The sequence below is a fragment of the Roseinatronobacter bogoriensis DSM 18756 genome, assembly GCF_004366635.1.
GTDB classification, from domain to species: domain Bacteria; phylum Pseudomonadota; class Alphaproteobacteria; order Rhodobacterales; family Rhodobacteraceae; genus Roseinatronobacter; species Roseinatronobacter bogoriensis.
The window spans coordinates 93138-116792 of the sequence record NZ_SORN01000004.1 but is presented as its reverse complement, the minus strand read 5'-3'; the positions used below and the strand labels follow the sequence as shown (position 1 = coordinate 116792).

21 protein-coding genes are annotated in these 23655 nt (G+C 58.1%); 8 read left to right on the top strand and 13 right to left on the bottom strand.

All coding sequences use genetic code 11. The annotated features are described in order from the left end of the window. Positions 1-34 precede the first annotated feature (34 nt). Entirely contained in the window at positions 35-799 is a 765-nt protein-coding gene (locus EV660_RS10735) for a lipopolysaccharide kinase InaA family protein (RefSeq protein ID WP_071480468.1), read from the top strand. Between the two features lie 318 nt (positions 800-1117). Here the strand turns inward: EV660_RS10735 and katG are convergent, their stop codons facing one another. From katG to EV660_RS10695, 8 genes are all read right to left on the bottom strand, one after another. Further along, positions 1118-3283, bottom strand: coding sequence for a catalase/peroxidase HPI (gene katG, locus EV660_RS10730; protein ID WP_071482039.1), 2166 nt, complete (start codon positions 3281-3283; stop codon positions 1118-1120). A 108-nt stretch (positions 3284-3391) separates the two neighbouring features. Next, positions 3392-4192: an ABC transporter permease subunit gene (locus tag EV660_RS10725; RefSeq protein WP_100319137.1), complete on the bottom strand. Its 801-nt coding sequence runs from the start codon at positions 4190-4192 to the stop codon at positions 3392-3394. After that, positions 4192-5082 carry an ABC transporter permease subunit gene (locus EV660_RS10720; protein ID WP_198510688.1) on the bottom strand — a complete coding sequence of 297 codons (891 nt, stop codon included), beginning with the start codon at positions 5080-5082 and terminating at the stop codon, positions 4192-4194. Before EV660_RS10720 ends, EV660_RS10725 begins: the two co-directional genes overlap by 1 nt. A 53-nt stretch (positions 5083-5135) precedes the next feature. Continuing rightward, positions 5136-6269, bottom strand: coding sequence for an ABC transporter ATP-binding protein (locus EV660_RS10715; protein ID WP_071480465.1), 1134 nt, complete (start codon positions 6267-6269; stop codon positions 5136-5138). Positions 6270-6331: 62 nt separating this feature from the next. Beyond that, positions 6332-7441, bottom strand: a complete 1110-nt coding sequence (locus EV660_RS10710) for a polyamine ABC transporter substrate-binding protein (RefSeq protein WP_071482037.1) — start codon at positions 7439-7441, stop codon at positions 6332-6334. 192 nt (positions 7442-7633) lie between these two features. After that, a complete protein-coding gene (locus EV660_RS10705) occupies positions 7634-8626 on the bottom strand; it encodes an NAD(P)H-quinone oxidoreductase (protein ID WP_071480464.1) in 993 nt (330 codons plus the stop codon). 85 nt (positions 8627-8711) lie between these two features. Further along, the gene (locus EV660_RS10700) at positions 8712-9575 is read right to left on the bottom strand and encodes a branched-chain amino acid aminotransferase (RefSeq protein WP_071480463.1); all 864 of its coding nucleotides are present in this window, start codon (positions 9573-9575) and stop codon (positions 8712-8714) included. 60 nt (positions 9576-9635) lie between these two features. Continuing rightward, a complete protein-coding gene (locus EV660_RS10695; protein WP_071482036.1) occupies positions 9636-10331 on the bottom strand; it encodes a COQ9 family protein in 696 nt (231 codons plus the stop codon). A 108-nt stretch (positions 10332-10439) separates the two neighbouring features. Between EV660_RS10695 and rpsU the strand changes: the two genes are divergently transcribed. Further along, positions 10440-10646 carry a 30S ribosomal protein S21 gene (rpsU, locus tag EV660_RS10690; RefSeq protein WP_037207819.1) on the top strand — a complete coding sequence of 69 codons (207 nt, stop codon included), beginning with the start codon at positions 10440-10442 and terminating at the stop codon, positions 10644-10646. Positions 10647-10800: 154 nt separating this feature from the next. On the opposite strand, the gene EV660_RS10685 is transcribed toward rpsU, so the two are convergent. The 4 genes from EV660_RS10685 to betI all read right to left on the bottom strand — a co-directional run bounded on the left by EV660_RS10685 (position 10801) and on the right by betI (position 15431). Beyond that, complete coding sequence (locus tag EV660_RS10685; protein ID WP_157798925.1) at positions 10801-11463, bottom strand: thermonuclease family protein; 663 nt, start codon at positions 11461-11463, stop codon at positions 10801-10803. 129 nt (positions 11464-11592) lie between these two features. Further along, entirely contained in the window at positions 11593-13242 is a 1650-nt protein-coding gene (gene betA, locus EV660_RS10680) for a choline dehydrogenase (RefSeq protein WP_071480462.1), read from the bottom strand. Between the two features lie 156 nt (positions 13243-13398). Further along, positions 13399-14850 (bottom strand): betaine-aldehyde dehydrogenase, encoded by a 1452-nt coding sequence (gene betB, locus EV660_RS10675; protein ID WP_071480461.1) that lies wholly within the window; start codon positions 14848-14850, stop codon positions 13399-13401. Next, positions 14847-15431 (bottom strand): choline-binding transcriptional repressor BetI, encoded by a 585-nt coding sequence (gene betI, locus EV660_RS10670; protein ID WP_071480460.1) that lies wholly within the window; start codon positions 15429-15431, stop codon positions 14847-14849. The genes betB and betI overlap by 4 nt, the downstream gene beginning before the upstream one ends. Before the next feature lie 102 nt (positions 15432-15533). On the opposite strand from betI, the gene choX reads away from it, so the two are divergent. From choX to choV, 3 genes are all read left to right on the top strand, one after another. Then, positions 15534-16457, top strand: coding sequence for a choline ABC transporter substrate-binding protein (gene choX / locus EV660_RS10665; RefSeq protein ID WP_071482034.1), 924 nt, complete (start codon positions 15534-15536; stop codon positions 16455-16457). A 61-nt stretch (positions 16458-16518) separates the two neighbouring features. Then, positions 16519-17370 carry a choline ABC transporter permease subunit gene (gene choW, locus EV660_RS10660; protein ID WP_071480459.1) on the top strand — a complete coding sequence of 284 codons (852 nt, stop codon included), beginning with the start codon at positions 16519-16521 and terminating at the stop codon, positions 17368-17370. Continuing rightward, positions 17367-18404 carry a choline ABC transporter ATP-binding protein gene (choV, locus tag EV660_RS10655; RefSeq protein WP_071480458.1) on the top strand — a complete coding sequence of 346 codons (1038 nt, stop codon included), beginning with the start codon at positions 17367-17369 and terminating at the stop codon, positions 18402-18404. The genes choW and choV overlap by 4 nt, the downstream gene beginning before the upstream one ends. 64 nt (positions 18405-18468) lie before the next feature. Here the strand turns inward: choV and EV660_RS10650 are convergent, their stop codons facing one another. Next, on the bottom strand, positions 18469-19260 hold the full coding sequence (locus EV660_RS10650) for an enoyl-CoA hydratase (RefSeq protein WP_071480457.1): 792 nt from the start codon (positions 19258-19260) through the stop codon (positions 18469-18471). A gap of 107 nt (positions 19261-19367) precedes the next feature. Between EV660_RS10650 and EV660_RS10645 the strand changes: the two genes are divergently transcribed. The 3 genes from EV660_RS10645 to EV660_RS10635 all read left to right on the top strand — a co-directional run bounded on the left by EV660_RS10645 (position 19368) and on the right by EV660_RS10635 (position 23604). Next, positions 19368-19778 (top strand): PaaI family thioesterase, encoded by a 411-nt coding sequence (locus EV660_RS10645; RefSeq protein ID WP_071480456.1) that lies wholly within the window; start codon positions 19368-19370, stop codon positions 19776-19778. A gap of 209 nt (positions 19779-19987) precedes the next feature. Beyond that, a complete protein-coding gene (locus EV660_RS10640) occupies positions 19988-21145 on the top strand; it encodes an RsmB/NOP family class I SAM-dependent RNA methyltransferase (RefSeq protein WP_071480455.1) in 1158 nt (385 codons plus the stop codon). A gap of 185 nt (positions 21146-21330) precedes the next feature. After that, entirely contained in the window at positions 21331-23604 is a 2274-nt protein-coding gene (locus EV660_RS10635; RefSeq protein ID WP_134013932.1) for an ATP-binding protein, read from the top strand. Positions 23605-23655 lie beyond the last annotated feature (51 nt).

The window sequence follows — 23655 nt, the reverse complement described above, 5'->3', positions numbered from 1 at the left end:
TTGACACGAATTTCGATATGTTTAAGAGAAGCGCATGCAGATAAACACCCCTTCAGACGCGATTTTTTCGCGCGCACTTCTCGAGCAAGCGCATGCAAGTGGCGATGCCCGACTTGTGCGCTTCGAGTTCGAGGGCAGGTTGTACTTCGCCAAGAAGACAGAACAGCACAAGACCCTATGGCTCAAGTTTTTCAAAGGCAATCCAGAACAGGCCCTGCGCCGCGAGGCCCAGCTTCTGAAAGAGTTTCGCGCGCGGGGTGCTTCGGTCCCCGAGATACTTGCGCAAGATGACACGTGCTTCGTTATGGCGGATCACGGTATGCTGGTGATGAAGGCCATCAAGAAGGGGGCATCACCCGTTCAAATGATGCAACGCATTGGACAAGAGTTGGCAGAATTACACCGGTTGGGCCTTGCGCATGGGCGACCAGTGATGCGCGATATTTGCTGGGATGGGCAAAACCTGACATTCCTCGATCTGGAAGCAGGTGCGAAATTGCAGGCGACCCAATATGACAAAGCACGCGATGTCTTGTTGCTGCTGCACTCAATCTCGGTCTGGAAGAAGCGGCATCCCAATGCAGGAGACATGTTTCTAAACGCCTATTTCGCGGATGCACCCGACGAGGTATGGAAAGAGGCCCATACCTTGGCGCGAAAGATATGGTGGATGGAATGGCTCGCAGCCCCTGTTGTTGCGTGGCACCGCCTCAGACATATTGAGAAAAGCGAATTCGCTGCCATCCAACATGCAAGGCGCTGCGTGCTGTCACGACAAAAGGCTCTCGCCGCGCAATAGGCCAGATTGCCGCTCGACCAATTAGACTCTGTTCGTAGTGTTGGCCGCCTGACACAAGATACCTCTGACTGCTTGGCGGGCGTTGCAGTGTTTGACCTGCGCGGAATCAAGGCCAAAGGCCGCCGCGCATCGCCGCACCGCGGCCCGACGCTGCGCGGCTTTTTCACCCGGCCTCGCTATCTCTGCAAAGTCCCGCCAAAGCCGCTCCTCGCGAAAGCATATCTTGGGGCGCGGGAACCTTTTTCAGGTGGCGAACAGTAGCTGAATCGAAAACGGCGCGCCTGAATGGCGCGCCGCTGTGATTGTTATGGCTAAGCCTTATGCCAGATCGTAGCGATCTGCATTCATCACCTTGACCCATGCTGCAACGAAATCCTTCACGAACTTCTCGCCAGCATCGTCCTGCGCATAGATCTCTGCGTAAGCGCGCAGGATCGAGTTGGAACCAAATACCAGATCAGCGCGTGTCGCTGTCCATTTTGCCTGACCTGTCTTGCGATCCTGAATCTCATACAGGTTCGACCCCTTTGGTTCCCACTTCCATGCCATATCTGTCAGGTTGACAAAGAAATCAGTGGTCAACGCGCCAACACGGTCAGTGAACACACCATGCGCTGTCCCACCGTGGTTTGTGCCCATGACCCGCATACCGCCCAGAAGAACGGTCATCTCAGGGGCCGTCAGCCCCATCAATTGTGCGCGGTCGAGCATCAGCTCTTCAGCAGAGACAACGTAATCCTTCATCATCCAGTTGCGGAATCCGTCGGCAACGGGTTCCAGCCACTTGAAGCTGTCGGCATCGGTCATCTCATCCGTGGCGTCACCGCGACCGGGTGCAAATGGTACCTCGATGTCAAAACCTGCTGCTTTAGCGGCCTTTTCGACACCCAGATTACCAGCCAGAACGATCACATCGGCAATTGACGCTCCGGTTTCGGCAGCAATCGGCTCCAACACCGACAGCACCTTTTGCAGGCGATCAGGCTCGTTTCCGGCCCAATCCTTTTGCGGTGCCAAGCGAATACGTGCACCATTTGCGCCACCACGATAGTCGGACTGGCGGAATGTGCGCGCACTGTCCCAAGCGGTCGCAACCATATCAGACACCGACAGCCCTGCGGCATCGATCTTGGCCTTTACAGCAGCAACATCGTAATCAGCATTCCCTGCTGGAACAGGGTCTTGCCAGATCAGAATCTCTTTCGGCGCATCGGGGCCGATATAGCGTTCCTGCGGGCCCATGTCGCGATGGGTCAGCTTGAACCATGCGCGGGCAAATGCGTCGTCGAAGCTCGCTGGGTCGGCCATGAACTTTTCACAAATGGCGCGATAGGTCGGGTCCATCTTCATGGCCATGTCGGCGTCGGTCATGATCGGGTTCAGACGGATCGACGGGTCTTCCACATCCACCGGCTTGTCTTCTTCCTTGATGTTGATGGGCTCCCACTGCCATGCACCTGCGGGGGATTTCTTCAATTCCCATTCATAGCCGAACAGCAACTTGAAATAGCCCATGTCCCATTTCGTTGGCTCGGTGGTCCATGCGCCTTCGATCCCGGAAGTCACCGTGTCGCGCCCAACAGCGCGGGTCTTGTGGTTCATCCAGCCCATGCCTGCTTCTTCGAGCGCTGCGCCTTCAGGGGCAGGTCCAAGGTTTTCGGCACGGCCATTGCCGTGGCTTTTGCCGACAGTGTGGCCACCAGCGGTCAGTGCAACGGTTTCTTCGTCATTCATCGCCATGCGTGCGAAAGTCTCGCGCACGTGAGCAGCAGTTTTCAGCGGGTCGGGCTGGCCGTTCACGCCTTCGGGGTTCACATAGATCAAGCCCATCTGAACAGCTGAAAGCGGATTTTCCATGGTCGAGGCGTCGCCGACATTGTCATAACGCTCATCCGATGGCGCGAGCCATTCTTTCTCGGACCCCCAGTAAACATCTTTCTCAGGGTGCCAGATATCTTCGCGGCCAAAGGCAAAACCAAAGGTTTTCAGGCCCATATTTTCATATGCGATCGTGCCTGCCAGAACCATCAGATCGGCCCAGCTGATCTGGTTGCCGTATTTCTTCTTGATCGGCCACAACAAGCGGCGCGCCTTGTCCAGATTGGCATTGTCCGGCCAAGAATTCAGGGGGGCGAAACGGTGGTTGCCGGTGCCTGCACCGCCACGACCATCCTGCACGCGGTAGGTGCCCGCTGCGTGCCAGGACATGCGGATCATCAACCCGCCGTAGTGACCCCAATCTGCTGGCCACCAATCCTGACTGTCGGTCAGAAGCGCGTGAACATCTGCTTTCAGCGCTTCAACATCCAGTTTCTTGACCTCTTCACGATAGTCGAAACCGGTTAGCGGGTTCACCTTGGTGTCGTGCTGGTGCAGAATGTCGAGGTTGAGCGCCTTTGGCCACCAATCCATCACCGCGTTGCCGGTGTTGGTTTGCCCGCCGTGCATAACTGGGCATTTGCCTGCTTTATCAGAACCGTCCATGATTCCCTCCATCTGTGGATTTCTGGAATGGTTCTAACAGGAAAGGATCATCAGGTTAAGTTGCTTTTACTGATAATTAATATCAGAATTTCTTATCATTAATATGCTTCAGCCGCCCTTGCGCAATGCACGCCGCATCAGCCATCCCGCAATCAGCACAGCAACCAGCACAAAACCAATGATGATCGTTGCCAGTGCATTGATATCCGGGCTGACCCCCAGACGCACCTTTGAAAAAATCACCATCGGCAGGGTCGAGGCACCGGGGCCGGACACGAAGCTTGCAATCACCAGATCGTCCAGCGACAGGGTGAAGGCGAGAAGCCAACCCGCCACCAAGGCCGGCGCGATCACAGGCAAGGTCACATCAAAAAACACCCGAACCGGCCCTGCCCCCAGATCGCGCGCGGCTTCTTCCAACGATTCATCCATGCTGCGCAAACGCGACTGCGCAATGACCGCCACAAAAGCCGCACAAAAGGTCGTATGCGCGATGATGATCGTCGTCAGTCCGCGCCCAGCGGGCCAGCCCAGCGTCAGTTCCATCGACACAAACAACAACAACAGTGATAAGCCGGTTATCACCTCTGGCATCACCAGCGGTGCCGTGATCATGCCTGTCAACAACAGCCGCCCCGTAAAACTGCTGAACCGCGTCAATACAAACGCGCCCAAAGTGCCAATCACCGTAGCTAGGGTGGCGCTTGCAAAGGCCACTTGAAGACTGATCCATGCCGACCCGAGGATCTGACGGTCGCGCAGCAATTCACCATACCACCGCGTTGAAAACCCGCCCCAGACCGTGACCAGACGGCTTTCGTTGAACGAAAACACCACAAGCGAGACGATGGGCGCATATAAAAAGATGAAACCGAAAGCGACCGCCAGTGGCAGGAACCAGCCACGCATCAGCCCTCCTCCCGTCGGTTTTGGATGGATTGCAACCACATGATCGGCGCAACAACCAGCACCAGCATGACAATCGCCACCGCCGAGGCCACAGGCCAGTCACGGCTGGAAAAGAACTCATCCCACAGAACGCGGCCGATCATCAGCGTATCTGGCCCGCCCAGTAGTGCGGGAATGACATATTCCCCAATCGCCGGAATGAACACCAGCATGGACCCTGCGACGATGCCGGGCAATGACAAAGGCAGCGTGACTGTGAAAAACGTCACAAAGGGCGAGGCGCCCAGATCACTCGCTGCTTCCAGCAGGGCTGAATCCAGCTTGGTCAGGTTGGCATATAGCGGCAGGATCATGAAAGGCAGATAGGTATAGACAATACCGATATAGACCGCGAAATCAGTCTGCATCATGCGCAATGGCGCATCGATGATGCCCAGCGATATCAGCGTGTTATTGATCACTCCGTTTGAGCGCAGAAACCCCATCCACGCATAGACCCGCAAAAGGAAGCTGGTCCAGAACGGCAAAATGACCATCAGCAGCAGGATCGAGCGTTTCGGCTCTGGCGCGCGGGCGATGTAATAGGCAATCGGATAGCCGATCAGCAACGCAAAGATCGTCGAGACAAGCGCAACCCGGATCGAGGACAGATAGGCATTGCGATACAGCGCATCGGTCATCAGGAAGCGATAATTCTCCAGACTGGCGATGATCTGCAAGGACCCGTCAGGGCCGCGTTCAAACAGGGGCGTATAGGGCGGGCGGGCAATCAACGCTTCGGCCAGTGAAATGCGCCCCAGTACAAAAAATGGCGCAAGAAAGAACACACCCAGCCACAGCATGGGAACGGCAATAACCAGGGTGCGCCCGCTGATCCCAAGCTTTCCCATCAGCCATGCCGTGCCGCGCCACGGCGCCGAGCGCGTCAGCGCATTGCCCGCGCTCATCGGGTCAGCACCCGGAATGCCGAGGGCTGAACCGAAATCCAGACCTTTTCATCCCATGAAATCGGATCTTCGTCACGCAAGCGGTTGGATTGGCTTGCCCGGATCAGGACACCATTGGACAGTCTGATCCGATATTGTGACATATGCCCGATATACCCCATCTCCTCGACCACACCTTGCCAGGTGTTGGGTGTGTTTTCCGGCTTGCTGCGCGAGATAGCAAAACGCTCCGGGCGCACCGCACCCCAGACCTGCTGGCCCAATGTCAGACCGGCTTGTGGCGGCAACAGGACCGGGCCCAGCTCATAAGTCTCAATGCGCATCATATCCGGGGCAACAGCATCGACCTTGCCCTCAAACAAATTTACCGAGCCTATGAAATCGGCAACAAAGCGCGAATTGGGTGTCTCGTAAATCTCGCGCGGCTCTCCGATCTGTTCAATCTTGCCATCTTTCATCACGCCAATCCGCGTGGCCAAGGTCATGGCTTCGTCCTGATCATGCGTCACAACAATAAATGTGACGCCCAGCGTTTCCTGAATCTTGATCAATTCGAACTGCGTCTCTTCGCGCAGCTTCTTGTCCAACGCACCGAGAGGTTCATCCAGCAGCAACAACTTGGGCCGCTTGACCAAGGCGCGCGCAAGGGCAACGCGCTGGCGCTGCCCGCCAGAGAGTTGGTCGGGCCTGCGTCGCGCCAGCTTTTCCAGCTTGACCATGCGCAACATCTCGGCAGCCCGTTCATAGGCCACAGATTTCTTCAGCCCCTCGCGCAGCAGCCCATAGGCAACATTCTTCTCAACCGTCATATGCGGAAACAGCGCATAGGATTGAAACATCATATTCGTCGGACGGCGGTCGGGCGGCACACGGGCCATATCTTCGCCATCAATGGTGATCGTGCCGCTGGTTGCCTGTTCGAACCCTGCCAGCATACGCAGCAATGTCGATTTCCCGCAGCCGGATTCCCCCAGCAGGCAAAACAACTCGCTCTTGTATATCTCAAGGTCGACATCCGCGACGGCGGTAAAATCTCCGAACTGTTTTGTGACACCGCGCACGGAAATGAAGGGCGTCGCACCTTCGCGTCGCCAAGGTTTCGTATCCGCGGCAATTGCTGGTTGTGACATCGCCCTGCACCTGTCTGTCGGGAAAAAAGCCCTGCCCGCGTGGCGGACAGGGCTGGATGCACTTACTGGCCCGTGCGGACACGCGTCCACAGGCGCGTGGCCGTGCGGTCGGTACGGCTGTCATAGGTGACGCCGGTAAACAGGGTTTCGGTCACTTCCGGCGTCGGGAAAATCGCAGGATCGGTAAAGATTTCTTCATCGACCAATTCCCATGACGCGGCATTGGCGTTCGGGAACCAGACATAATTCGTGATCGCTGCGCTGATCTCGGGGCGCATGATGAAATCGATGAAAGCATGTGCATTTTCGGGGTTGGGTGCATCGGCGGGAATGCCCATCATGTCAAACCATTGCATCGCACCTTCGCGCGGGATGGCATACCAGACATTAACCCCCTGCCCCGCAGCTTCAGCCCGGTCGGCGGCTTGCAACACATCACCCGACCAGCCCACAGCGACACAGGTTTCCCCATTCGCAAGGTCAGAGATATACTGGGATGAGTGGAAATAACGCACATGCTCCCGCGCGGCGAGCATCATCTCGGTCGCCGCCTCAAAATCATTTGCATCCGTGGATTGCGGGTCCAGCCCCATCCATGCAAAGGCCGCCGGGAACATATCCGCAGGTGAATCCAGCCAGGAGATGCCACAATCCGCCAGTTGCGAAGCAATCTCAGGGTCAAAGATCATCGCCCAGGTATCCACTTCGAAATCCTCGCCCAGACGCTCGGCAACCATATCGATGTTATAGCCGATCCCGGTGGTGCCCCACATGTAGATTGTCGCATGGACATTATCCGGGTCATGACTGGCGGCAGCCGCCATCAGTTCCGGGTCCATGTTTTCCATATTGGGAAGCAAGTCGCGGTTCAGCGGCTGATAGACCCCGGCCGCAATCTGGCGTTGCAGGAATGTGGCTGTTGGCACCACGACATCAAAGCCCGATGACCCCGCCAGCAGCCGCGCTTCCAAAGTGTCGTTGCTGTCATAGACATCATAATTCACCGTAATTCCGGTTTCTTCCGTAAACTGCTGTAGCACCTCGTCGGTAATGTAATCGGACCAGTTGAACACATTCACGGTCTCAGCCGACGCGAAGCCCGCTTGCAGGACGAAAGCCGCACCGGTCGCGACTGCCGCCATTTTGGTCCTGGATTTACGTGTGTCTGGCATTTTCATCTCCCTGTTATAAAGTCAGGTTATCATCGCGCGGGGCGCGACCCTTGACTCGGCATTGTTGTGACTTGCATTCCACAAGAAAACATCAGGGTTTGGCAAGCCCGCATCGCGCAACCTGCAGATAATTTGATCAAATCATCCACAATTTGGCCCGCGATGACGCCCTTTCAGCCAGAATCATGGCTCTCACTCAGCAATCTGCAGCACGATCTTGCCAATATGGGCCGAGCTCTCCATCCGGGCATGCGCAAGCGATACCTCCCGAAGGGGGAATTCACTATCCATAACCGGCGCCAGCTTGCCCGCAGACAGCAATGGCCACACCTCGCGCTCCAACTGCGTGGCAATTGCCGCCTTTGCAGCATCGGTTTGTGGACGCAGGGTCGAGCCCGTGATCGTCAGACGGCGCATCATCAGCGGGGCAAAATTCACAGCCACTTTCGGCCCTTGCAAAAAGGCGATCTGCACCAGCCGTCCATCCTCCGCCAGCGCCTTCAGGTTGCGCGGCAGATAATCCCCCCCCACCATATCAAGGATCAGATTGGCCCCGCCCTCTGCTTGCAGTATTTTCACAAAATCATCGTCGCGGTAATTGATCGCCCGCTCAGCGCCCAAGCGCAGACAGGCCGCACATTTCTCGTCAGAGCCTGCCGTTGCAAACACCCGCGCCCCAAAGATATGGGCCAACTGTATCGCTGTCGTCCCAATGCCAGATGACCCGCCATGCACAAGGAATCTTTCCCCGGCGGTCAATCCACCTCGCATGAAGACATTGGACCAGACGGTAAAGAACGTCTCTGGCAGACAGGCCGCTTCGCGCAGCGCCATATTCTCGGGCACGGGCAGAACCTGCCCCGCATCTGTCAGCGCGTATTCCGCATAAGCTCCACCGGGGAACAAGGCGCAGACCTTATCGCCCACCGCCCAGCGCGACACCCCGGCCCCTACGTCCACGATCGTACCAGCCCCTTCCAGACCGGGCAGGTCGCTTGCCCCGGGTGGCGGATTATAGGCCCCGGCGCGCTGCAAAGCATCAGGCCGGTTAACCCCGGCATAGGACAGCCGAATAACCACTTGCCCTGCGCCCGGCACAGGCACCGGACGGCGCACTTCGCGCAGGACCTCTGGCCCACCCGGTTCAGAAATTTCTATTGCACGCATCGTATCTGGAAGGTCCATGGCATTTCCTTCGTTTCATTTTCTTGCCCGAAATACTCCGGGGGTGAATGGCGCGGCCTTCCGCGCCAGAGGGGGCAGCGCCCCCCTACACGCGCGCTGACAAAGCGTAATCCCAATACAGCTCTCGCGCCCTAAGCCCGATCTTGGGCTTGCCAAGCTCCCGGTCCTGATAGCGCGTGACTGGCATGACCTTGGCAATATTGCCGGTCACGAAAATCTCTTCGGCCTGATCAAAATCCGTCAGGGTCAGGCTGGTCTCGATCACATCCAGCCCGTCGGCACGCAACAGACCAATCACCCTTTGTCGGGTGATCCCGTTCAGAAACATCCCATTGGGCGCGGGGGTCAGAACCACACCATCGCGCACCATGAACACATTGGTCGAAGCGGTTTCCGCCACATGGCCATTCACATCAAGCGACAGCGCATTGGAAAAGCCGCGCTTGCGCGCATCGGCCATGATGCGCGCATTATTGGCATAGAGCGCGCCAGCCTTCGCCTCGGTCAGGGCCATATCAGGGCGCGGGCGACAATAGGGCGACACTGTCAACGAAAATTCACCCGGATCGGGCATGGCAAGCGATTCGATGCAGATTGCGAAGCCTGTGCTTTCCGGGGTTGCGTCAATAATGCCCGGGCTGGATTCGCGGGACCACATCATCGGGCGCAAGTATAGGGCCGCATGGGGCGCGAACATGCCGCACCCCTCTTCCATCAATCCCTGCACCGTGGCCGCATCGACCGGGGGAAGCATATTCATGACCTCGGCCGAACGGATGATGCGCGCAGCATGCAGGTCCAGATCGGGGCGCACCCCCTCAAACTGCCGTGCACCGTCAAACACCTGAGAGCCAAGCCATGCGGCATGATCTGCGGCACCAATTATAGGTGCATTGCCCCTGTGCCACTGGCCATCGACCCATGTCACGATTTCCTTGCCAACAGCCATGCCTCGTCCCTTCCAGCCCCGCTCATCCGGGCTGCAACCTGCGTTGCAATCGCGCGGGCGTCAACCCTGTTGGCGCGGGGGCTGGGTGACATATCCAGGCAGATCGGTCTTTGGTGTTCCGACCGGTGCCTTGATGCAAGACAGAATGGCGCGCGGCCCTGCAAAGACGGCCCGCAAAGCGGGGTTTTTCTCGACCGCGCCCTTCACGCGCTCGAACTGCATCACCCCGTCGATGCGCCGATCCAGAAAATTCCAGGTCGCCTGCGCGTCAGGGCTGTCATCGCCCAGCCAGTACAGAACAGTAGACGAATACACCCCGGCCAGCGTTGCCCGTTTCGTATACCAGTTGTAGTCAGTCGAGGTATCGCCAAGCGTGGTCCAGATCAGATCGACTGTTCCCCAGATTGCGCGCGCGCCGTCTGGTGCATAGGGTGGCAGCGCAAAAAGTGTTGTGCCTCGACGCACCAGCTCTCGATCTTCAGCTACTTCAATGCGGGTGCGCACAGCCGTTGCGATACGATCGCGAAAACGCAAATGGCTCAGATCCTCTGACGCCAGCTTTGCGGCCATCTGCGAATCGCCACGGCGATGATAGGCAAGCGCCAGATCGACCCCGCCCCGCGGAAACAGGGCCCGCGCCGTGGCAAGATCAATCCCCGCATCACTGGCTGCCGCCTTCAATGCCTCATCACTCCAGCCGTCAAAGGGAACATGAAGAAGGGCGGCATCCAGCAAGGTCTCAATCTGATCATTCATGTCAATTCTCCGTTTCAGCTTGCGGCTGGACATAGCACGCGCATTTTGCTAGACGACCTATTCCTGCACTTGAACGTAACTCTAACTTGGAAAGGTGGTGAAAACCACATGCAGGTATCTGTTCGCGACAACAATGTCGATCAGGCACTTCGTGCACTGAAGAAGAAGCTCCAGCGTGAAGGTGTGTTTCGTGAAATGAAGCTCAAGCAGCATTTCGAGAAACCGTCCGAGAAGAAAGCCCGCGAGAAGGCCGAAGCAATTCGCCGTGCGCGCAAACTGGCGCGCAAGAAGGCGCAGCGTGAAGGCGGTCTCTAGACCGGCAAGATACCAGGTTGGGGCCCTTGCCCGGACTTGGAAAGAGCGACCCCCGAAGGCATGGCCTGCGGGGGTTTTTCTATTGCATCGTATCAAGGCGGGGCGTGCCGTTTTAAGGATGCCACGGTTTATAGTTGCACTTGGCTGCTTGCCGCTATTGCCGTGCCCGTCGCCAGCCTGCCGCCCGTGCCTCTGCTTCTGAGCAGAACCAGCGGGTCTGATCGCTGCGCATTGTCACCTGATCATAATGGCGTTGTCCGGGCATGTGATAGATCCGACCATTGGACGAAACATTGCCCTTTATCACGCAATCCGCTGATGGGGGAACGGCCGGCGCGGATATGCTCACCGTTGCACGCGATGGCTCACAAAACCCGGCAATAGGGTTCAGCGGCCCGCCATAAACCCCTGCATTGGCGCGCTTGGCCTGTTGTTCTGCACGCAGATAAGCCTGTTCCTGCCCCTGTTCACGCGCAAATCGCAGACAGGGCCGCGCCGCGCCAGCCTCGATCAGGGCGACAGCCACATCCTGCCCACCCAGATAACACCGACCAACGATACGATCATAACTTCTTTGCCCAAGATCGACACATTGAACGGTTCGGCCCGCCAACATGGCCTGTGCCACCTCCGTGGCCCAGGCGCCACATGCCCAGCGCTGCCCAGAATTGTTCAGGCAGTCTTCCTGCATTTCCGGGGCATCAATGCCGCCAAGGCGAATGCGCTGTCCCGCAACTTCCAGCGTGTCCCCGTCAATCACACGCGGAACGCCCGAAAGCTCTCGCTGCGCCGCCCAGACGGGCAGCGCCAGCAACATGCATACAAAAAGTGAACAAATCCTTAACATGACACCAGACATGCCCCGGAACACATGTCTAGGTCAAAGGTTTTGTTAACCTTTTATTAACTTTTATTAATACGGGTCGTAGCGCAGCTTGCGGCAGGGTTAGCGCTGCGCCGTCGCCCAATCCGAATGAACCCAGGGTTCCAGATTCTCTGCTGGCAAGGACCGGCCCAGAATATGATCGGCAATCTTCTCGCCCACCATGATCGAGGGCGCGTTCAGGTTGCCATTGGTGATCCGCGGAAAAATCGAGCTGTCGGCGACACGCAGCCCATCGACGCCGATCACTCTTCCCTTAGCGTCGACCACAGCCATTGGGTCATCGCACCGCCCCATGCGCGCGGTGCCGCAAGGATGATAAGCGCTTTCCACATGCGCCTTTATATAGGCGTCAAGCGCGTCATCATCCCGGGTCTCGGCACCGGGCTGGATCTCATCACGGATGAACGGTTGAAACGCCGCCTGCCCCATGATCTCGCGTGTCAGGCGGATACAGGTGCGAAAATCTTCCCAGTCTTGCGGATCACTCATGTAGTTGAAACAGATGCGTGGCGCGTCCCGGGCATCAGCCGAACGCAGCTTTACCCAACCACGGCTTTCAGAGCGCATCGGCCCCACATGCGCCTGAAAACCATGCCCCTGCGCAGCCGCCTTGCCATCATAACGCACTGCAATGGGTAGGAAATGATACTGGATGTCTGGGTAGTCCACGCCCGCGCGCGACCGGATAAAGGCACAGGCCTCAAACTGGTTCGACGCTCCGGGCCCTGTGCGGGCAAACAGCCATTGCGCGCCCACCCAAGCCTTGCCCGCAAGGTTCCAGTATTTGTAAAGCGTGATGGGCTGACTTGCCGAATATTGCAGGTAGAGTTCCAGATGATCTTGCAGGTTCTGCCCCACACCAGCCCGGTTCGCCCGAACCTCAATCCCGTGTTCCGCCAGATGCATGGCCGGACCGATGCCGGATAGCATCAGCAGTTTCGGCGTGTTTATACTGGAGGCGGCAAGCACAACCTCGCGGCGGGCTGTCACCTCGCGTCCATCTTGCAAGCGCACGCCGCTGGCGCGGTTCTCAGAGTCGAACACCACATGCGCGACCTCTCCACGCAAAAGCTTCGTGCGCCCGCCAGCCAGCGCGGGCCGCAAATAGGCGCGCGCAGCAGACCAGCGCTGGCCCTGCCAGATCGTGGCCTCCATCGCGCCAAAGCCTTCTTGCTGCGCCCCGTTATAATCTTCGGTCACATTGTAACCGGCTTGGCGCCCCGCCTCGATGAATGCATCGAACAAGGGGTTTTCCCGCGCACCACGGCTGATATGCACTGGCCCGCCCTGCCCGCGCCACGCAGAGGTGGCACCCTCGGCACCATGCCAATTTTCCATGCGCTTGAAATAGGGCAACACATCTGCATAGCGCCAGCCATCGGCACCCTGTTCGGCCCAATGGTCATAGTCCCGTGCATGGCCGCGCACATAGACCATGCCATTTATGCTTGACGACCCGCCAATCACACGCCCACGCGGACATGCCAGCACGCGCCCCCCCAGATGCGGTTCCGGCTCTGTCTGATAGCCCCAATCGTAGCGGCGCATATTCATCGGATAGGACAGAGCACCCGGCATCTGGATGAAAGGGCCAGCGTCCGATCCACCCGCTTCGATCACCAAGACAGAGTGTCCGGCTTCGGCCAGCCTGTAGGCCACCGCAGACCCGCCAGAGCCTGCGCCAACGACGATATAATCTGCCTCTGTCATTCTGTTCCCCTGAAACTCCAGAAACCACAGCTTCGACCGCTTGCATTTCCAAGCAAAGCCACAGGCCGGGCGCGCGGGCCGTCCAGGCCCGCCAAACTATCTCTTCGCGCCGTTAGGCGCGGCAATTTGGTCAGCCTCCGCAGCCGGGCATACCGCTCAATAAGGCGAGTCCACATCCCCCAACCCCAGATAGACGGACTTGATCCGGGTATAATGCTCCAGCGCAGCATGCCCGTTCTCGCGCCCCACGCCACTGGCCTTCACCCCGCCAAAAGGCATTTCCACGGGTGTCAGGTTATAGGCATTGATCCAACAGGTTCCCGCCTCCAGCTGCGCAACCACGCGATGCGCGCGCGAGATGTCACGCGTGAACACCCCGGCAGCAAGGCCATATTCCGTCGCATTGGCGCGCGCGACAACATCAGCCTCATCCTCGAAATCCAGCACCGTCATGACAGGGCCGAATATCTCTTCGCGGGCAATCACCATATGGTCGGTCACATCCGCAAAGATTGCGGGCTGCACATAACAGCCTGTCGCGCCCTCACGCTGCCCGCCACACACCAGCCGCGCCCCTTCTGTCTTGCCTTGTTCGACATAGCCCAGAACCCGTGTCATCTGCCCTTCCGATACCAGCGGCCCCATCTGCGTGGCTTCATCCAGCGGGTCGCCCATCTTTATTGCACTGGTGCGTGCTGCCAGCTTGTCCAGAAAGGCCGCTTTCACCGATCGGTGCACATATACCCGTGTCCCGTTTGAACAGATCTGCCCGGCGGAATAGAAATTTGCCAGCATCGCAGCGCCCACGGCATTGTCGAGATCGGCATCCTCAAAGATGATCAAGGGGGACTTGCCACCCAGTTCCATTGTCGCGGATTTGATCCCCTCGGCCGCAGCGGCATAGACCTTGCGCCCCGTCGGGACCGAGCCCGTCAGCGAGACTTTGGCCACACGGGGATCACTGACAAGTGCCGCTCCGACATCGCCCATCCCCTGCACAACATTAAATACCCCATCAGGCAAGCCTGCCTCTTGCAGGATTTCTGCCAGCACAAGTGCGGATAATGGTGTAAGTTCAGAGGGTTTGAACACCATTGCATTTCCAAAGGCCAATGCAGGCGCCGCTTTCCAGCAGGCGATCTGCATGGGGTAGTTCCAGGCCCCGATGCCCACGCAAACGCCCAAGGGCTCGCGCAATGTATAGGCCATGTCTTGCCCCAAAGGGATGGTCTGGCCTGTGACGGTTGCTGCGAACCCTGCGAAATACTCCAACGCATCCGCGCCAGAGGCTGCATCCGCCACAAGCGTTTCCTGCAAGGGTTTGCCGGTATCCAGCGTTTCCAGAACCGACAAGTCGTGATTGCGCGCGCGGATAATATCAGCCGCACGGCGCAAGATGCGCCCCCGCTCGACCGGCGGGCGCGCGGCCCATTCTTTCTGCGCCACGACAGCGGCATTCATTGCCTTCTCAAGTATGTCTGGCGTCGCGGCATGCAGCTGTGCAACCACTTCGCCAGTGGCCGGAAAGACACTGTCGAAGCGCGCTCCTGCCCGATCCTCTGTCCATGTGCCTGCAATGAAATGGCTGGCTTTCGGTTGTGCTCTCATCGTTGCTCTCCTGCGATGGCGGCCTCAATCCAAGTCTGAACCTGCTGCGCAGCACGCATGCCATCGGGCTCTCCCGTGCCCAGCGCCTCATGCAGATAGACACCGTCGATCATTGCGGCCGCCCCGTCCGCCAGTTGTGCCGCGCCTGCGCCCACCATCGGGCGCAACACGAAGCGCAGATTGGATCTGAGCCGCGCCTGATAAACGCGCAGCAGGCGTGCTGCCTCCGGGTTGCGTTGCGCCATGACGTAAAAATTCAGCCATGCCGCGACAACTTCGCGCCGGAAATTGCTACCGGTAAAGGATACGAGAATCAGCGCCCGCAAACGCCCCTGCGGGGTTTCTGCCGCCACCAAAGCACCGCGAATCTCTGCCCCGTAAACAGACAGGACATGCCGCATGGCGGCCAGAAACATCTGATCCTTGGATCCAAAATAATGATGCGCCAGCGCCGAGGACATCCCTGCCCGCTTGGCAATCCGGCTAACCGTCACATCAAGCGAGCCGGTCTGCCCGATCTCGACAATCGCGGCCTTGATCAATGCGTCGCGCCTGATAGGCTCCATCCCAAGCTTCGGCATTTTGTTAACCTGCAATCCAGAGTCAGTTTTTCATTGCAGAATGACTAGCCGATTGTTTATTGATTGGTCAATCAAGAAAAAACCGCAACCGGGAGAGATGAAATGAACCTTCGCCTGACAACCTTCGCAACCGCAGCCAGCTTGGCCGCTGCGCCAGCTTTTGCAGACTGCACATCCGTCACATTCTCGGATGTCGGCTGGACCGACATCACCGCCACAACTGCTGTGGCAACCACGCTGCTGGACGCGCTCGGGTATGAAACCAACACTCTGGTCCTGTCGGTACCTGTGACCTACACCTCGATGGCCAATGGCGATGTCGATGTGTTCCTTGGCAACTGGATGCCCACCATGGAAGCCGACATTGCCCCCTACCGTGACGCGGGCACGGTTGACACTGTTCGCCGCAACCTTGCCGGTGCGAAATACACCCTCGCCACCAATGCCCACGGTTCGGCCCTTGGTATTTCCGACTTTGCGGACATCGCCACCCATGCAGAGGCGCTTGAAAACCGCATCTACGGGATCGAACCGGGCAATGACGGCAATCGCCTGATCCTTGATATGATAGAGGCTGATGCCTTTGGACTTGCCGGGTTTGAGGTCGTGGAAAGTTCTGAGCAGGGAATGCTGGCGCAGGTCGCGCGGGCGGACCGGCGCGGAGAGCCTGTTGTCTTTCTGGGGTGGGAGCCGCACCCGATGAACGCGAATTTTGACCTGACCTATCTGGCGGGTGGCGACGACTGGTTCGGCCCTGATTTCGGCGGGGCAGAGGTCTACACCAACACCCGCGCCGGGCTGGTCGAGGAATGTCCGAATCTGGGTGTGTTTCTCAACAATCTGGAATTCACGCTCGAGATGGAGAATGAAATCATGGGCGCGATCCTGAATGACGGAACAGAGCCCGAAGCCGCTGCGCGCGCCTGGCTCTCGGCCAATCGGGATGCCATCGCTCCGTGGCTGGAGGGTGTGACGACCCGCGACGGCGGTGACGCGGATGACGCCGTCATGGCCGCACTGGACTGATTAACCGGGACGCGACAGGCCCCGGCGTGGCCGGGGTCTGTCGCCTTCGCATGGGAATACGATGTCTGACATTCTGACCAGGACAATTACTGACGCAAAGATCCCGGTCGGGCGCAGCGTCGCCAATGCATTTAATTGGCTTCAAGACACGTTCATCACCGCTTTTGACGGGCTTGAGGCAGGTTTGCGCGGCATTATCGGCCTGTTGGCACAAGCCCTGCAAGGCCCGCACCCGTTTGTTGTCATACTAGGGTTCTGCGCAATCACATGGGTCTTGCAGCGCAAGCTTGCACCTGTCGCAATTGTCGCCGCCTGCGCACTGTTCGCACTGAACCAAGGGTATTGGATTTTGACAATGCAAACCCTGACGCTGGTTATTGCTTCTTGCATCGTCTGCATGGGGGTCGGCGTTCCACTGGGCATATATTCGGCCCATCACCCCCGCTTCTACCGCGCCCTGACCCCGGTGCTGGACCTGATGCAGACCTTGCCTGTCTTTGTCTATCTGATCCCAGTACTGGTCCTGTTCGGTCTGGGCATGGTGCCCGGTCTGGTTGCGACTGTCATTTTTGCCATGCCTGCTGCTATCCGGCTGACAGAACTGGGCATCCGCTCCACCCCGACCGCATTGTCAGAAGCCGCAACCGCCTTTGGCGCGACCACGGCCCAGCGTATCTGGAAAGTGGAGCTGCCCTATGCCTTTCCGCAGATCATGACCGGACTGAACCAGACCATCATGCTGTCACTGTCAATGGTGGTGATCGCTGGTCTGGTCGGCGCTCCGGGGCTAGGCGTTTCGATTGTACGCGCCTTGAATACGGTGAATGCAGCTCTTGGGTTTGAGGCGGGCGCTGTCATCGTTGCAGTCGCAATCATGCTCGACCGCATGCTGCGCGTGGAGGTGAAGCGATGACCCAGCCTGCCGTACGGTTCCAGAATGTCTCGATCGTCTTTGGCGCAAAGCCGCAAAAGGCCATCCCCCTGATGGAGGCGGGCCAAAGCCGCGATGAGATCAAACGTGCCACGGGACAGGTGCTTGGCGTGCATGATTGTTCGCTTGATGTCGGCATGGGGGAAATCGTCGTGCTCATGGGCCTGTCAGGGTCCGGCAAATCAACCCTTTTGCGCGCGGTCAATGGACTGAACCCCATCGTTCAAGGCGATGTTCTGGTGAATGACGGGACAGGACTGATCTCTGTACCAAAGGCAAGCCGCGCGAAGCTGCGGCAACTGCGTATGAAAACCGTGGCAATGGTGTTTCAGCAATTCGGCCTGCTGCCGTGGCGTTCGGTGCGCGAAAATGTTGGGTTGGGTCTGGAACTGGCGGGCATGGGCGCGCGGGAACGGCGCGAGAAGATCGACACCCAGCTTGAACTGGTCGGCCTGACGCAATGGGCCGATCAACCGGTCAGTGCGCTGTCAGGCGGGATGCAGCAGCGCGTGGGCCTGGCACGCGCCTTTGCGACAGATGCCCCCATTCTGCTTATGGATGAACCCTTCTCGGCGCTCGACCCGCTGATCCGGGCCCGGCTGCAAGATGAATTGCTGGAATTGCAGGCCCGCCTGAAACGCACCATCATTTTTGTCAGCCATGATCTGGACGAAGCGTTCAAACTGGGCAACCGGATCGCCATTCTCGAAGGCGGGCGTATGATCCAATGCGGCACACCACCTGAAATCTTCTCTCAGCCTGCCAATGACTATGTGGCGGATTTCGTGGCAAATATGAATCCGCTGGGTGTGCTACGCGCAAGCGATGCAATGATTGCCGGCTCCGTTATCCCAGAGGGGCAGCGCATAGAGATAGGCACACCGATCCGACAGGTCATGGAACAGTTCGATCAGGACCATGATACGCTTGGCGTATGGGACGGCGCGCAGTTTGTCGGCCACGTCACCCGCGCCTCGGTCATGAATGCCTTGACGGCCCGCCGCAGCACACACTGACGCCTGCCAATTCACCCTTGTACAAATATCCAGAAATGGCCAGCCCCACGCGTTCCGGCGGGCATCAGTCGGCCCAATCAGGTTTGCGCTTGTCCAGAAAGGCAGAAATCCCCTCTTCCGTGTCGCGCCAGAGCATGTTTTCCACCATGACCGCCCCGGCATGGGCATAAGCATCCGCGACATCCATCTCGGCTTGCCGGTAGAATGTCTGCTTGCCAATCCGCACCGCCGATGACAGCTTGGCACCAACTGTCTTGGCAAGTTGGTCTGTATGGGAGCGCAACTCGGCATGGGGCACAACATGATTGACCAGCCCCAGCGCTTGCGCGCGCTCTGCATCAATAAAGGTGCCAGTTGTCAGCATCTCAAATGCTGCCTTGCGCGGTATGTTGCGCGACAGGGCCACCATGGGCGTGGAACAGAACAACCCGATATTCACGCCGTTCACACCAAAACGCGTCCCCTCAGCCGCAACGGCCATGTCACAAGAGGCAACGAGCTGACACCCCGCCGCAGTGGCAATGCCATGCACCTCAGCGATGACAGGCTGCGGCAGCGCCGGGATCATCAGCATTACTTCGGTGCAGCGCGCAAAAAGATCCGCGAAATAGCCAGCCCCCTTGTCTGCGCTGGCGCGCCCGGCCTGCATCTCTTTCAGGTCATGGCCCGCGCAGAACGCCTTGCCAGCGCCCGAGAGGATGATCACCCGCACGCTCCGGTCGTCGGCCAGGGTACTGAACTTTGACTTCAGCGCCGCAAGCATTGCATCGGATAGCGCATTCAGCTTTCTGGGCCGGTTCATTTCCAGCCGCGCCACACCATCCGTTACGTCACAGCGTAAAATTTCATCTTCCATCTCGCACACCCTTCTGCTTTTGATGCGAGTGTAGACAGATAACATGTTCAGGAAAAGCCCGCAGCGCGCACCAAGAGGAGGAACAGGTGACACCCAAAACCCTGAAAATGGACCGCGCAGCACTGACGCAGTTCCTTGAAGACGAATTTCAACAAGTCGCCCAGATGTTTGCAATCGACGACGTTGCCCCGATGACCGCGACGATACGCCTGCTGAACGATGAACGTCACTTGCGGCCCGGTGGAACGGTCTCAGGTCCGGCCATGTTCGCGCTGGCCGATGTATCGGTCTATCTTGCCATCATGGCCATGATCGGCCCCAAAGCCCTGAGCGTGACCACCAATTGCGCGATTGATTTCATGCGCAAACCAGCCTCAGGCGTCGATCTGATCTGCGAGACGCGCTTGTTGAAACTGGGGCGCGTGCTGGCCGTTGGCGATTGCCTGATTTTCGCCGAAGGACATGACGCCGCCGTCGCCCGGGCCTCGCTGACCTATTCGATCCCGCCAGACGGATGATCACGGTCGGGTCACCCTGCCCCAAACCTGTTCAGCCTGCCCCCACGCCACCCGAAAAAACCGCCGCCTCGCCGCACAGGCGCGAGATGCAGGGCCCAGCGGGGCCTGCATCAATGGGCGGGTGGGTGGGCGCCTGTGCGGCGAGGCGGCTTCCCTGCAACACCTGCGCCTGATAGGGACAGACACACAACCCGACCCGAGAGGCTTTTATGACACCTGCCGCCCGCTTTCAGGCCGCTGCCGAAATTCTGGACCAGTTTCTGAGTGGAATGCCCGCCGAACAATGCCTGACCCGATGGGCCCGCAACAGCCGTTATGCCGGATCAAAAGACAGGGCTGCGATCCGCGACATCGTATATGACGCATTGCGCTGCAAACGCTCTTATGCGCATCTGGGGGGTGCTGAAACCGGCAGAGGGCTGGTTCTTGGGGCCTTGCGTTCCCGCGGCGCGGACCCAACGCAATATTTCACGGGCGAACGGCATGCCCCGTCGGCGCTCACACCGCTCGAGGCAACCTATACGCCTGCGCCCATGCCCGAACTCGTCGCGTTGGACTGTCCTGATTGGCTGGCCCCGGATATGAAAACCAGTCTCGGCACAGATTTGGCACCTGTTCTTGAAAGCCTGCGCCAACGCGCGCCGGTTTTTCTGCGCGTCAATCTGGCGCGTATCAGCCGCGAGCATGCCATCGCACAGCTTGCGCAAGATGGGATTGGCGCGCTGCCCCATCTGCTTGCCCCAACAGCGCTGGAGGTCATTGACAACCCCCGCGCGATACAGCGGTCGCGGCCCTATCTGGATGGTCTGGTAGAATTGCAGGACGCGGCCTCTCAGGCGGTCATTTCGGAACTGCCGGATGTGCAAAATCAGACCGTGCTTGATTATTGCGCGGGCGGGGGCGGCAAGGCTCTGGCCCTCGCGGCACTTGGCGCGAAAGTCACCGCACATGACGCGAATCCCGCACGGATGCAGGACTTGCCGAACAGGGCCGCGCGTGCAGGTGCAAAGATCGCACTGAGCGAGCAGCCGGAAGGCAAGTTTGACCTCGTTTTGACGGATGTGCCCTGCTCTGGCTCGGGCAGTTGGCGGCGCAGCCCGGCAGGTAAATGGTCGCTAACGCGAAACGCGCTGGACCAACTTCACCTTGCGCAAATGCAAATCCTCGACAACGCACGATTGCATACTCGGCCTGATGGTTGGCTGGCCTATGTCACCTGCTCAATGCTCAAATCAGAGAATCAACTCCAGATTGCAAATTTTCTTGACAGAGCCCCCGAGTTTGAGCTTGTGAAAGAGCGCCAACTCACCCCGCTGGAGGGCGGCGACGGTTTTTATCTGGCCCTGTTGAAAGCGCGTGCGGCTTGATAAAAACACGCGGTTTTGCTAGGCGTTCGCCGCGGCTTGGATTTTAACGTTAACGTGAACTTAACCGATCTCCAGTAAAACATCATTCGCAGATAATATTGAGGTTGCCTTTGCGCTTTACAGGTTTGCAATTTCTGGGGCGCGAGCTGGCACGGACCGCCACGGCACTTCCCGGAGGATCATTGGTGATCCTGGCACTCGCCGGGGTTGTGCTTGGCATTTTCGGGTTGTCTTCGGGGCCTTCGGCAACTGCCCTCAGTTTTCTGACGGCGGGAACCGCCATCCTGATCCTGACCTTGGTGGTATGGGTAGGCAAACTGATCGCGGCCGCAAATCAGCGCCGCGACCTGACTCGTTTGACACAACTTCTTGGAGACAGTGAGACAGCCTGTATCCTGACCGATGACGACAGCGGGAGCATCCATTGGTACAATTCCGCAGCCACTGAAAATTTTGATATAACGCTGCCTCAGAATATCAGCAGTTTATTTACAAACCTCCATGCCGACCCGGAACAGTTTGTCTCCCGCCTGCATGATGTGGCCACCGCAAGGGGCTATGCCGAACACCACCTGGATCTTCAGGGTGAGAGCAGAACTTACCATGTCAAGAAACTGGATGATGATCAGTTTTTGTGGCGCATCAAGCTGAACAAGAATGCAGCGGCGCATGAAGATTCTCTCTTTGAACACGTACGGTTCTCTGAGGACGGTGAAATTCAGCAGATCAGCGCTGGTCTTCGCGCGATATTGCCGACCAAGGGCACGTCTCTGGCTCAGTTTTTCGATGGCGCGCCGCCGCCGATCGGCGAGATTACCGCGGTCACTTTGGGCAATGGCGGCGCCACATATCAGGCCCTGCGACTGCAATCCCATGATGACAAGTCGGAAACAGTCCTTTTGTTTTCGCCCACAGAGATGACGCAACCAACAAAAAGCAGTGATCATTTCGACGACACGCATCAATTACAGATGCTGCCGCTCGGACTGGCGCGGATAAGCATCGACGGTCAGTTGATCTATGTGAATGATGAAGCAAAGCGCTTATTACAGTTGCGGGATAAACAACTGCCCATGTTAAGCGCGATCCTCGAAGGGCTTGGACGTCCAGTTTCCGAATGGATTGCCGATGTGGCCTCCGGCAGGATCGCGCGATCGACCGAAGTCTTGTGTTTGAAATCCGAACTATCAAAAACCTATCTGAAGGTGACACTGACCGCACCGCCCCATGCAAACGCAGGCTTTCTTGTCGTTGTATTCAGCGATGTCACTGAAATGAAATCGCTGGAAGCGAAATTCACCCAAAGCCAGAAAATGCAAGCCATTGGACAGTTGGCAGGCGGCGTTGCGCATGATTTCAACAATTTGCTGACAGCCATTTCCGGGCATTGCGATCTGCTGTTGTTGCGCCATGATCGCAGCGACCTGAATTTTCCCGATCTGATGCAAATTCAGCAAAATACCAATCGCGCCGCGGCACTTGTGCGCCAATTGCTGGCATTGTCCCGCCAACAGACCCTGAAATTCGTCACCCTTGATCTGCAAGAGACGATGGAAGATGTTATTCACCTGCTGAATCGTCTTGTCGGTGAGAAAGTGACCTTGTCCTTGCGGCACGGCAAGAATGTCGCACCCATCCGCTCTGACAAGCGCCAGTTTGAACAGGTTCTGATGAATCTTGTTGTGAACGCACGCGACGCGCTTCCCCTTGGCGGTGAGATCCGTATTCAGACAGAAACACGTGCCTTCCCCAAAGGACTGGCGCGTGACAATGTTCGGGTTCCGCCGGGCACCTATACGATGATCAAGATCAGCGATGATGGTGTCGGAATTCCGCAAGAGCTGGTTGATAAGGTATTTGAACCGTTCTTCACCACAAAACGCGTGGGTGAAGGTACCGGCCTTGGATTGTCCACGGTCTACGGGATCGTCAAGCAATCGGGCGGCTATATTTTTGTCGACAGTGAAGAAGGGGTCGGAACGAATTTCACCCTGTATTTCGCGGCACAACAGCCCGAAGCGCCAGAAGCAACCACGCCGCGCACCAATAGCGTGCAGAGCAACGCGCTTGACACGCGCCACGCGCTGATCCTGCTGGTCGAGGATGAAACCCCGGTACGCTCTTTCGCGGCACGCGCTCTTGAATTGCAAGGTCACCGGGTCATCGAGGCGGATTGCGGCGAAGCCGCGCTGGAGATCTTGCAAGACGAAGCAATCCGGCCGGATTGCTTTGTGACTGATGTCATTATGCCAGGGCTGGACGGGCCAAGCTGGGTTGCCCAGATCCGCGACAGGTTCCCGGAAACCCCCGTCATCTTCATGTCCGGTTACGCGGAAGATAGCCGCGTTGCGGCACAGGCGCGCATCAGCAAGGCAACATTTCTGGGCAAGCCATTCTCACTTGCCGAATTTACCAAGGCCGTAAATTCGCAATTGAGCGAACCCGACAAAGCCGCATAACCCCCGCGCAGACAAGATAGCTGCAAAGTGGTCTCGCCACACTTGTCGCGC